The sequence below is a fragment of the Vibrio sp. Isolate30 genome, assembly GCF_022397975.1.
Classification (GTDB): domain Bacteria; phylum Pseudomonadota; class Gammaproteobacteria; order Enterobacterales; family Vibrionaceae; genus Vibrio; species Vibrio fortis.
This window is the reverse complement of record NZ_JAKEUS010000001.1, coordinates 1,011,080-1,023,838: the sequence shown is the minus strand read 5'-3', so window position 1 is coordinate 1,023,838 and position 12,759 is coordinate 1,011,080. Positions and strand designations below refer to the sequence as shown.

At 42.3% G+C, this 12,759-nt stretch carries 7 protein-coding genes and 1 tRNA gene; 6 read left to right on the top strand and 2 right to left on the bottom strand.

The features are described from left to right. Window positions 1-28: 28 nt before the first annotated feature. Both L1D60_RS04485 and L1D60_RS04480 read left to right on the top strand, forming a co-directional pair. Window positions 29-709 (top strand): SLATT domain-containing protein, encoded by a 681-nt coding sequence (locus L1D60_RS04485; RefSeq protein WP_009696745.1) that lies wholly within the window; start codon window positions 29-31, stop codon window positions 707-709. A 617-nt stretch (window positions 710-1,326) separates the two neighbouring features. Further along, window positions 1,327-4,089 carry a hypothetical protein gene (locus tag L1D60_RS04480; RefSeq protein ID WP_239839923.1) on the top strand — a complete coding sequence of 921 codons (2,763 nt, stop codon included), beginning with the start codon at window positions 1,327-1,329 and terminating at the stop codon, window positions 4,087-4,089. A 68-nt stretch (window positions 4,090-4,157) separates the two neighbouring features. Here the strand turns inward: L1D60_RS04480 and L1D60_RS04475 are convergent. Both L1D60_RS04475 and L1D60_RS04470 read right to left on the bottom strand, forming a co-directional pair. After that, a tRNA-Cys gene (locus L1D60_RS04475) sits at window positions 4,158-4,229 on the bottom strand. A 108-nt stretch (window positions 4,230-4,337) separates the two neighbouring features. After that, the gene (locus L1D60_RS04470; RefSeq protein ID WP_239839922.1) at window positions 4,338-6,149 is read right to left on the bottom strand and encodes a citrate lyase ligase; all 1,812 of its coding nucleotides are present in this window, start codon (window positions 6,147-6,149) and stop codon (window positions 4,338-4,340) included. 349 nt (window positions 6,150-6,498) lie between these two features. On the opposite strand from L1D60_RS04470, the gene L1D60_RS04465 reads away from it, so the two are divergent. The 4 genes from L1D60_RS04465 (at window position 6,499) to L1D60_RS04450 (ending at window position 12,659) form a co-directional block, all read left to right on the top strand. Next, complete coding sequence (locus L1D60_RS04465; RefSeq protein ID WP_239839921.1) at window positions 6,499-7,014, top strand: sigma-70 family RNA polymerase sigma factor; 516 nt, start codon at window positions 6,499-6,501, stop codon at window positions 7,012-7,014. Window position 7,015: 1 nt separating this feature from the next. Further along, window positions 7,016-7,951 carry a FecR domain-containing protein gene (locus tag L1D60_RS04460; protein ID WP_239839920.1) on the top strand — a complete coding sequence of 312 codons (936 nt, stop codon included), beginning with the start codon at window positions 7,016-7,018 and terminating at the stop codon, window positions 7,949-7,951. A gap of 74 nt (window positions 7,952-8,025) precedes the next feature. Further along, complete coding sequence (locus tag L1D60_RS04455) at window positions 8,026-11,148, top strand: TonB-dependent receptor (RefSeq protein WP_239839919.1); 3,123 nt, start codon at window positions 8,026-8,028, stop codon at window positions 11,146-11,148. 188 nt (window positions 11,149-11,336) lie between these two features. Then, window positions 11,337-12,659, top strand: coding sequence for an Ig-like domain-containing protein (locus L1D60_RS04450; RefSeq protein ID WP_239839918.1), 1,323 nt, complete (start codon window positions 11,337-11,339; stop codon window positions 12,657-12,659). Window positions 12,660-12,759: the final 100 nt, after the last annotated feature.

Here is a 12,759-nt window from a genome sequence, read left to right as displayed (position 1 = left end):
TTAGCTTTAAAGGAAGAACCTAATCCTGATGACTGAGCAAAGCATAAAAAAGCAGATAGCTAGAGAATATTACAATGTGATCTATGGAGCAAAGCTTAACTTTTCTTCCTTTGATTTCTGCGAAAAAATACCAAGCCTTATAAGCTTTTTCTCGCTCTCCCTTGGTATACTTGGGTTAGCATTTGCCGAGTTCAACTCTAAAACGCTAGCTGCGTCACTCCTTATTGTTGGGCTTGTTGGCTTATTGCTAAAGCCAAGGGAAGCTATAAAGGAACAATATTACACCGCTGGGGTAGAACTCACACAATTGAGTAAAAAGTTAGAAATCATCCACTCAGAGGTTGATGAAAACGACCTTACTTCCGTCGAAAGCGCCAGAAAGTCCCTAATTCAAACACAAGAATTGCATAAAGAAATAAAACAACCATCACCAGTCTTACTCGCAACTTGGTTTGCCCATTACAAATTGTTTTCTGAACACAATAGCAAATGGCTTTGTAATGAACTTGACCTAACATGGAGGGACAAATTTCCACTTAGCTTAAGAGTAGCTATCGTTATCGCTATATCCTCAATGCTAATCTACTTAGCACCCAGCCCTCTCAGTAAAGTAACTACATATATGGAAAACTATTGTTCATCAGGTCAAGCAGAAGGCTCCCAGAGTGATGGTGACATAGATGAAAGTAAGCAAAACAACGCACTATGACAAATTTATGCATTGTTCGCTAAGTTTGCTTTTACTAGTACGAGACAAAACAACATTATCATTCACTCGACAATCTCCAGTTCGCAAAGTACGGTTCGGGTTTTACGAACTGAACAATCACTCTAAACGAGAGAATTCTATTGAAGAGAGAGTTTCCAACTTAGTTAACCAAACCTGCTGGCTTCATTTGCCATTAAGCGGTGCAGTTTCCAACTTGGTTATTTTTAAAGAGTATTCCAGGTCGTTGATTTAGATGGCTGGCAAGTTTCCATCTTAGTTATCTGTGAACATATACTCTAAATAATCAAAAAGCGAACCATTGGGTTCGCTTTTTTTGTTTTTGGTCATACTGTCTCCGTTTACAAGATTTTCAATACTATGTTTTAGGTGCATATACCCTGCACGATATGCGACCAGCCTCACAAGAACCATAACAACCATAACCTGTTTTGAATTATCACTCTAATTTATTGATTCAAAATGATTTAACCACTTAAGAAATAAATAGAATCATAGAAAATTGATAAAATGGAGATTTTCTTTTGAATACATTTAATTCATCGTCATTGGCTATACGGTGTTTCAGTTGTAAAAAACTCTTCCACTTTTTGCTTCTCATGATCAGTACATTAGGCTTAGCTGCATGTGGTGGCGGCGGTAGTGGCGGAGGTGGTGATACAGCAGTAGCCCCATCGTCAACAAACAGTATGTTGCCCACATCAAGTGAAACTAAATGGTACTACTCAAATAGTACCGAGCAGACATATGCGACGACAACACAAGTAGCAGGCGCTACGGCTCAAGTGCTTAATTACCCAACGGGTGGCAAGGAGTACTTCATCACCAATGAAGACAGTATATCTTTGGCAGGGTTTTACTCTCCCTATGTCAATGTATATGGTGTCGGTACTTTCACTGTTGATTTTCGCTTCAATCAACCAATTGAACTTCTATCTAACAACGCCATTGCCGCTCAGAAGAATTTTTCTGCTTCTGGTACTGCAAACATTAACCCAACATACGGTGTGCGCGATGTAACCATCTATGGCAACAGTGCAGTCGTCGGCACAGAGACTGTTACCGTACCTTTTGGCACTTTTGAAGCTACGCATGTGAAGTACGATCTAGACATTAATGCGACTATCGATGGTTATAGCTTTAACATCCCGTCAAATGTCGAGCTTTGGTTTGTTGAAAACATCGGTATAGTTCGTCGTATAGAGCAAGGTGTTACACTTGAATTAACAGACTTTACAGCTCCTGACACAGATAATGATGGCATACCTGATAACCTCGACCAGTTTCCAAATGACAATACAGAGTCAGTTGACACCGACGGGGATGGTATTGGAAACAACCAAGATCCCGATGATGACAATGACGGTGTTTCCGACGATAAAGATGGTTTACCATTAAACCCGAACGAGCAAATAGATACTGATAACGATGGTATTGGTAATAACGCCGATACTGACGATGACAACGACGGAATTAAAGACAGTCTCGACCTGTATCCTCTAGATGAAACTCGTCACGACAAATTGTCATCAAACCTTACCGAATTTAACCTAAATACGACGCTAGGTTCACTCAACTCCGTCACTCAGCAGCTATTAATTTCCGGTTCCAACATCGATTGGTCTTTGACTAGTGATCAAGCTTGGTTGAAGTTTAACAAAACGTCAGGTAATGGCACCGCAACTGTCGTTGTATCGATTGACGCTACTCAACTAGATTTAGGCCAACACAATGCTACATTAAGTCTAAATAATGAGTTTGATGGAACTAAAACTGACATCAATGCTACTGTAGAACTCTTGCTTCCAGAATTTTCATTCAGTAACTCTAATATCGGTTTTGATATAACCGATGGTTGGCAACCACTGTCAAAAAGCTTAGAGATCAGTTTAAATACTGGAGAGCAGAGTTACCCTGTTAGCTTAACTTTACCTGAAGATTTTAATATCAGTTCTCTAGCTGAAGTGTCAGGCTCAGCGCAACAAGTTGATGTCCATTTGATCTCTCCGCTCAACCTAGCAGAAGGAGAAAACCACAGAACCATTGAAGTAAGCACCAATGTCCTCGGGCACCAAATAACCGAAACCATCAACGTCAATGTCTTGGCCTCAAGGCATGCTCTACTGATACCTGACAGAGGGGTTTCTCTCACCAAGTTCCCAACCAAAGAGAAGCTTAGTGCACAGATCGACGTTCTAGATAGCTACAACCTACCTAATACAGCTTGGACTGCGACTACCTCTGCAAAGTGGCTGAGTGTGACACCATACGGTACTACCTCAGATAAGCTTGTGGTCAGTGCCAACGTAGATGGACTAACTAATGACACTCTTTACGAGACTGAAATAATAGTTAGTGCTGAAGAAAGCAACATAGTTAACAGTGAGAGCATTAAAGTCGCTCTTTGGATCGGAAGCAGCGATCCAGAATTAAGAAGCACGATTATGGGCGAATTCTACCAATTAGCTGCCGACCCTGTTAGACCATATATCTATGCGAGTCACGGTGAAGTTGAGTCAGCTGAAATAAGTATTTATCACACCCATACGCTTGATTACATTACAAGGCTAGAACTAGGTGGTACACATCGGTTCGGGCATATGCAGATAAGTGAAGATGGCCTGTGGTTGTATGCAGGTATCGATGGCGATAGCATTGCCGTGTTCGACTTAGTCAATCAATCACTCGTTAAAGTATGGCAGGGACATAGTACACTTGCAGATATGTTTACACTTGTTGAGCCTTCAGGTAAGCCCTTAATACTTTCCTCGCACGCTAGAGTTTATGAGCCGCAAACAGGTCAAGAGCTCACTTCAGAGGAAGATTCTATTTATGCTTATGGCACTGGGTATGTAGATGCAAGCCTATACAGTAATCGCTTCTGTAGTATTGACAGTGGGTTATCACCATACACTCTCGCTTGTTATGAGATTAGCTACAACAACTACCGTAACACGGTAAACATTAAAACAATTGGGAAAGTTCCTCATGGTACGGGATCAAATGGCCGTGCCATCGCCGTTAACAAAGACGGCTCTACGGTCTATGCAGCTAGTGGCTGGCCATATAACTTCCTTGCTATCGATATTGATACAATGACTGTTCGCGAATCACTCCCTGCCGATGCATACCCGAACGGCGTCGCTATCGGTGAGAATGATGAAGTGCACGGAATTATAGATGGGTATTACGCATCTAAAGACTTTTGGATCTATAACCCAGACGGTTCTGAACGCTTCAGTGCAGATGCCTCTGGCTACTATAATAGCTTGGTAAAGACTGCGTTAGCTGTTTCAGGTGACGGCTACAAAACATTCACGTCCGACGGTAAAGAACTGATCATTATGAGCAGTTACGAATGAGCAAGAGGATAATTTAGGTCAGTCCGATCGAAAAAGCCCGCTACGAATAGCGGGCTTTCTAAATTTGAAAGCGCCTCCCGGAGTCGAACCAAGGTCCACGGATTTGCAATACGCTGCATAGCCACTCTGCCAAGGCGGCCAAATTGAACGATTTTTAAAAGTTCAGCTCTGTTCCTTATTGCAGGCGAATAGGTGATACCGCAAGAACGGAATACTCTCTTAGTTCTTAGTTTTGGGCTTAGGCAGGCTTAAGCTGCAGATTTACCATAGTTTTCTTGCAAAAATAGAAGCGTTGGTTCCGGAACTATTTGTGCAATGCCGTCGAAATCCCCTACTTCTAATAACTTACGAACTTTCGAAGCACTGATAACGTCACCATTCGTTTCAATTCGATCGATGATATCAACCTCAATACCGTACTCTGGTAGCAACTCTTGCATTTTTTCGTTGTACTGTCTCGTTATCATGCATTTAGGTTCATCACCTAGGAAGATCTTCGTAATATTGAGTGTTTTAGCTATATACTCACAGAAGAACCATGCTTCCATCGAAGCGTCTGCTTTGGCTTCTGTCGTATCTTTATCAAAATAATCTGGGTAAGTTAACTCCGTGCAGATAAACTTACCTCCTCGCAGCACAGTGACATTATCCAAGTGCTTTGTGCTTTCTACGACTAAATGAAGGCGATCTTCGAATTTAAAGAACGATTTGTCTTCTTCAATAACAAAAATAAATAGCTTATCGACACTGCGAGATGCATGTTCCAGCAAGTGGAGGTGACCTTTAGTAATAGGGTTACAGTTTACAGCTACGCTACCCACTTTTAGCTCTGCATCAGGAACATGGCTTTCCAGCAAAGATAAATAGCTTTTCATCTCGCACGATTCAAGAGCTTCTGCAGTTTTCTTATATAAGAAATACTTCAGGTTATCTAATACTTGATACATTTCTTGAGAAGGTTGAATATTAGAAATCGCGAAGGAACTATTATTAAAGCGCTCGAGCAAGAGTCTATTGACAATATATTTTGATAATGTTTTATTTCCTTGAGGTGAGAAATGGCAATGATGTTTTGCTAGGTCAACAAAAAAGTCCACCCCTCTGTCAAAGCTATTAAGATCTAGCTTATATATATCTTCATCATCAAACCTATTGAACTCATCATAGTCAAAAAATATAACCACATCACCACTTTCAATATTGGTTTGAATCATATTATTAATAGCCAACAACAAATTCATACCATGAACACCATAGTTCTCGACTTTTATATCGCCATAGTGATCATTTAGTTCCTTCTGTATTAAACTTACAATGGTATCCTCGTCACTAGTCCCAACTGAGTACGTAGTTGAAGTGCCGAAACACAACACCTTATTCTTGTAATTATCGGGTTGACCCACAGTTTCTCTCAAACCATTTTTAACTGATACGTAAGAGTTTTGCATGTCACCCAACAAAACTTTGGTTGCTTTTATAACGGGAGGTCGATAGTCAAACAATTCATCAAAACGAACGTTATCGTAGTTCTTATATACACTCTTTATATAACCAGGAGGATTATTTTCCTTGCTCCACTTAGGGCGTTCTTTATTATAAAGGTCTATATTAGATAATAGTTCCTTTTCCGTTTCAGAAAGATTTTTTAATTCTTTTCCTTTACCGGAAAGCGAAATAAGCAGAGGTGTAGCGCCCTTGCTTTTAACATAATCCTTAATAAATTTTATCTTATCAAAATCGTATACACTATCATCAATACATCCTAAGATAGGAATAATATCTTCAGATTGTTTATTTGATGCATTTAGTTTTAGGTTGTCACTACTCTCGAAGTCATTAGTTAGTATATATAAATTTTTTAATACATAATAATATTCAGGGTTTTCACCTAACTCATAGACTTTTTTCGCATGAAATATTGCACGTTTATAATCGCCAAGTCTACAATATAATCTAGTCAGCTTAATATCACTTGTAATTTTACAGTCGCTATTACTTAATAGGTTTTTAGCAATATATTTAGCGATTCTCAGCCTAATTGACAAGTTATCAACTTTCATTTCACTACCTAACATACATCATACAAATATTTGGGATGGCTATGATTAGCCAAAAGTTGAAAATTAGCACATATTAGACCAGTGGTTTGTAATGAAATGTAATCTTTTGTATTGCCATAACTTACTGATATTGCAGTTAATAACGGCATAAAACTTTTCACAAACCGTTACTTTTTTTCACATTGTGCATAAAGGCTATACAAACACTTCTTTTAATCATTGAGACGTTGGTATTGTGTTCAAATTCACTCAATTTATAAAAAACATGTAGCACATTAGAAAATTTCTGATATATTCACCACCCTTGATGATAATAATTATCATTAAGGTTAGTAGGGAGTGTTAGGGAATGACCGTAGCGAGCAACAACACCTCACACAGCGTGGACCAAATGTACCAAGAGCATCACAGCTGGTTATCGGTGTTTATTAAACGACGCTTAGGATGCCCTGACACTACGGCGGATCTAGTTCAAGATACTTATCTCCGCTTGTTAACCAGAGGTAAGCTGCCTGAATACAAAGATTCAAGAAAGTACCTGACTCATATCGCTAAAGGATTAGTAATTGACCTTTATCGAAAGCGTCGTGTGGAAAGTGCTTATTTAGAACTCATTGAGCAAGGACCATCTCTTGTCGCCAGCTCTCCGGAACACCACACCATCGTGGTTGAAGCACTTGTTGAGATTGATACGCTACTCCACAAACTTCCAATCAAAGCTCGCCAAGCACTGCTTATGAGGCAACTCGAAGGCAAAAGCTACAAAGAGATCGCTTTCGAACTTGAAGTATCAGTATCGTCTGTTGAAAAATATGTGGCTAAAGGCCTTCAAGGTTGCATGTTAGCCATGCTCAACGAGGGTTAAAATGCAGCAATTACCCCCTGAAACCATAGAGCAAGCGTCAATTTGGATGGCGCGCCTTTGGGCTGATGATGCCACGCAACAAGATCATGACGCGTTCGAGTGTTGGAGGCTTGCCCACCCCAATAACGCCTTGGCATGGCAAAAACTAGAACTGCTACAAAGTAAGTTTTGTGCCATTCCTAAAGGAACAATCAGCAAGCAGCTCTTAACGCGTAAACCGCCAAGAGTCAGCCGTCGCGAATTCTTATCCATAAGCGCGCTTTCGTTCGTCGCATTAGGTTCAGGCATGGCGATTTACAGACCAACGCCAACAGGCACTGAGTACTCTACCGCAACGGGCGAAATTCGTTCAATGAGACTGCTCGATGGCACAGAATTGGCGCTCAACACCGATTCTAAATTGTTCGTTGATTTCAACAATCATCAACGGACTATTCACATTGAACGTGGCGAAGTCATGATTACTAACACGCATCATCGTAGCCCGTTAACAGTCTCGACTTCACAGGGTTTGGTACTGCCTATCAGTACCCAATTCAGCATACGCGAGCACGCAGACACCACTCAGGTCTCTGTTTACGAAGGTGAAGTCGAAATCCAACCTATGCTAGGGATGGGGAAACCGCATCTTTTAGCAGGGCAAACTGCCCACTTCGATCGCCGCACAGTATCGCAGCCAAATCAAACCCAAGATTCAGACATGCTTTGGTTGGAACATAAAATCATGGCGGAAGCGACACAGCTCAAAACCTTCATCAACGAATTAGGGCGTTATCGACGCGGCATCATCAACGTCGATGCCAGTGCCGCAGCACTCAAACTTACCGGTGTGTTCTCGACCAAAGATATTGATAAAACCTTACACAATATCAGCCAGATACTACCGGTAAGAATCCACTACCGAACTCCTCTTTGGGTCACTATCACAGCCAAGTAAAATTTTATTACGGATTTCTTATTCTTGTTCGGTGTATCTGACAGTCAGTTAGAAATCCCGATAAGGAAATTACGGTGCCAAATACCAAGCAGCGCTCGCTACTCTCCAAATTTACCACGCTAAAAATCGGTGTCGTTATATTGAGTTTTCCTTTTGCTTCCCACGCTGCAGAAGACCATCAATATAATATTCCAGCAGGCACCCTAGATAGTGCTCTTAACCACTTTGCCGTCGAATCGGGTATCGAATTTTATCTAGATTCCTCACTCTCTTCAGAGCTCTACAGCCAAGGTTTAGTCGGCCAATACGACAACGAACAAGCGCTTTCTATGCTGTTGACCAATACCGGTCTGCAAGCACAAAAACAGTCTGATGGTGTTTACTACCTCGTACCGACTACAGACTCGATGACACTCGATGCTATACATGTTCGAACCCATTTTGATGATGCCTATCAAAGAGACACTGATGGTGAAATGGACGTGTACGACAAAGACATCGCGACCGCTTATCTCGGCAAAGAAGAGATCGAACGTTTCAAAGGTACCAGTGCGGCAGATTTGTTTACCGGTGTCGCCAACACACACAGTGGCGAAGCACGAAATGGCGGTGGCAGTATCGACCCGAATGTTCGTGGTGTACAAGGCTTTGGACGTGTACCTGTTGTTATCGATGGTACTGAACAAGGTATTTCAGTGTATAACGGCTACCGTGGGTCATCGAACAGAAACTACATTGACCCCAACCTCATCGGTAGTATGACCGTCTATCAAGGTGCTCAGTTAAACTCAGAGATCAATACCTCAACAGGTGGTGCCGTGAAAGTGACGACATTGCAACCGCAAGATATCGTTGAAGAAGGTGAACAATTTGGTATTGAGTTAGTTGCCGAAAGCAGCAGTAACTCCATCGAGCCAAACAAAGCTCGACTGCATACCGGAAAACGTTGGCAAGATGTCCCTGTTTATGCCGAGCTAGGTGGTGTTCCACTGTACGACGATCCAGAACTTCGCTTCCAAACCAGAGACAACAAAACAGATAATCCCTTCAATGGAGAAGACATCGCCTACCGCCTCGCGCTCGCTGGAATCGAACCAAAATTTGACTGGTTAGCCGCATACGCATACCGAAATAGAGGCAACTACTACTCAGGTACCAGCAAAGCTGACTTTTATTCGCAGCCGTTTGATGGTAACGCAAGTGACCAAGTCGCGGGACGAAATCCACTCTTAAGGCCTGAACACATGGCGTTGGTCCACTACCCTGGCCACGAAGTACCCAACACATCGGCTGAAATGGAGTCAGCACTGTTAAAAGGTACAATCAATTTCAGTGATTACTACAAACTGCACGCCAGTATCCGATACACCGAAAGTACTCACGGTGAGATTTTGGCGAGTCGTTCAGACTACCGAAATTCTGATGGACTCGCTCAGTGGCCGCTTGCAAACGCAAAAATGCAAGCCTACACCTTGAAATTTAGAGCTAACCCGGAACACGATTTGCTAAACCTAAGCACCAACTTATGGCTGACAAAAACAGATTCACGCAGCAATACTGGTTATGGCTTCCCTAACTTCGTGAACTACAAAAGCGATACGCCTGACATCATCATAAACACATCCGTCGTTAACCGAGATGAGCAAAGGTACGGGTTCGATTTCAATAACAAGATGCTACTGACAGACTCGATTGATATGACATTGTCGGGTAGTTACATGATGCACGAACTGAACCCTAAAGAGGGCCTAGCCAACCTTGTCGATTTCTATGGTGGTGCCGTCCGTGCCGGTGAAAGAGAAGAATACAACGGCGCTGTAAAGATTGAATGGCGTCCACATGAATCCATCGTGTTAGATTCTGGTGTCCGTTACATCTCTTATAATGCGACAGATTACTATATCGAACATCAAGTAAACTCCGGCGACATTAGCTCTCTGAAAGAGTACAAGAAAGACGGTTACCAATTAACGTATCAAACGTTAGAGACCTATGCTCCGGAAGAGATCGCGCAAAATGTAGCAAATGCTGAGCATGAGGTGAGAGTCACTTTCACGCAACAAAACCTCAATACTGAGATAGATAGACTACAAAACTTGAACGTTATGTTCCCTGATCAAGCCAGTGAGTACCAAAGCCAGCTAGACGAACGACAAGCAGAGCTCGCCAATTTCGATGCTATATTGCAACAAAAGCTACAAACCCAAACTGAAGCGGCGCAAAATCAAACCACTTTCATCGAGCACCATGCATCCAATTGGTTAACCAATAGCGACAACGAGCTCGACCTGGCGAATAATGCTTGTCGTATTGCCATGCAACAAGAAAACTACATCAAAGGCAGCTGCAAGGCCAAATCACTTGAAACTTCTGAAGAGTACAACACTCAATACAAAACAAGCGGTAGCGGTTGGATGCCTTCTGTCACAGCCACATGGCTAATCAGCGATAACAGCCGAATTTACACCCGTTACGCTGAGACGTTACGTTTCCCAAGCTTATTTGAAAGTACTAGTGGATTCAGCAGTAACCCCGTCGCGAGTGCTCCACTACAACCTGAACGAGCCAAACTGTACGAAACGGCCTACATTCATTACTTCGATAACGCGAGCTTTAAGCTGACCTATTTTGATCAAACCATTGACGATGTGATGGACAGAGACCGCGACAGTTATAACTTCACTAACCTAGATAGCCAACGAACCAGCGGTATTGAGATCAATGGGCAGTTTGATAACAGCGATTATTTTGCTGATGCCTCAATTGCTTACAACTTCCGAAACGAAGTTTGTGACAGAAACTCAGCCGCCCAAGGTTATATAAAGGATGTAATTTTAGGCAATACCCCATCTGAAGAAACCTGTGTTCGTGGTGGATTTTCAGAAGGAAGCTTCCTTGCTGCCCATGCAGCACCTGAATATACAGGCAGTATTTTACTAGGTACTCGTTTCTTTGATACCGACTTAGAAACAGGCGTACGTACCAACTACGTTTCAGCGAGTCATGAAGATGAGATCATAAAAAGAACTGAGGTGATTACTTATGATGCCTACGTCAAATATGCCTTCACAAAGAAACTGAGTGCTGAACTGATTGGTAACAATTTGTCTGATGTTTATTACTTAGATACAGGTTCGGTATCAGGTATGCCCGCTCCAGGCCGAACATTAACCTTCAAACTAAGTGGTAAGTTTTAGTAAAAAGACCACTGATATTGCCTTTCAGACTCGTTTGGAATCAAACGTATCAATCAAAACCATAATAAAACGCCTTTCGGGGCGTTTTTCTTTACGGGTTTCTCATCTTGATTCGGTATACCCAATGAAATTGACATTTGCATGGCTGATTTCAAACAGCTTTGCCACTCATGATTAGGACAAAACAGATGACTTCAAAACTAAAATGGACCTTACTTGCCGCCGCTATGCCAGCGCTTATCGCATGCGGTAGTGGGAGCAGCGATAACAGTTCAGGCTCTTCAAACAACGCAACTGTAGAAAAATCTCATGCCAAATTAGGCAAGCGAGTGCGCTTAGATGCAACCCAAGGTTTAGATACCTACAACGAAAACATGACGTTTGAATGGAAGCTCACAAGCAAACCTGATGGCAGTAACGTTGCACTTAACGCTAACAAGGCCATTTCACCTTACTTCACACCAGATGTTGTTGGTGATTACACATTTGAATTAGAAAGTGCAATATCTGGCACTTCAAGAACCACAAAGCAAACCATTGAAGTCACTGACGCATCACAAAACGTGGCGCCAATCATCGATATTGCGACACCACCAAGTGTTGCTCTAACCAAATCTATCGAAATTCCGTCCAACGCCGTTGACCTCGATGGCGATGTTTTGACTTATCAATGGGCGCTTTTATCAAAACCGGATAATGCGACGACGAAACTCACGGGCAGCGCAACATCAACAGCAGTACTTCTGTCTAACACTGCCGGTGACTACAAACTGAAATTAACCGTGAATGATGGTTATGAGAGCGTTAGCCAAGAAGTTACTGTGTCATATTCAGCAGAAAACATTGCTCCTGTCGCTAATGCGGGTGGCGTAAGATCTTTAGAGATCAGAGAAACAGCAACCTTAGATGGCAGTGGTAGCTACGACGGTAATGAAGATGCGATTACGTACACGTGGAAACTACTTTCTAAGCCAGAAAACAGTACGGCTGAACTGTCAGACTCTACAATCGCGAAACCAGATTTTACACCAGACCAAGTGGGTGATTACCTCTTCTCGCTGTCTGTAAATGACGGTGAATTCACCAGCGAAGCCGATATAGTTCGCTTGACCGCAAGTGCCATAGGCAGCAGCGAAATCATCTTTACCTTTGGAGATGAAAAAACAGTACATCCCCTACCTTACACACCGGCGCCGATCACCCTAGATATAACCATCACAGGTGATGCACCCGAATACGTTCTAGTGGGAACTTATACTCTAGAGGCGGTTGGTAAGGACTACACCATTAGTGAAATTACTGAAATGGACTTCAGAGGTGAAGATTATGCACCGAAAATGACAGGGATAGAACTAAACCAAGTCCTACATGCAGGGGATGTGGCTTACGTGAAAATGTGGGCAAAATCGACGACTGGCGCACGAACCAACGTTGTATATTCGTTCATCCTTGATAGTGATTTCTCAAACTACATGGGCGTTGCTTACGACTTAAGTGCTGAGGCGAACTAAGTTCACTATTTTCCAAACCCAGAGCACAACCTTTCCAAGCTAAAAAACGTATCTTCCAAACTAAACCTACGAAAAGCGCGAGAATTCGCGCTTTTTTTAA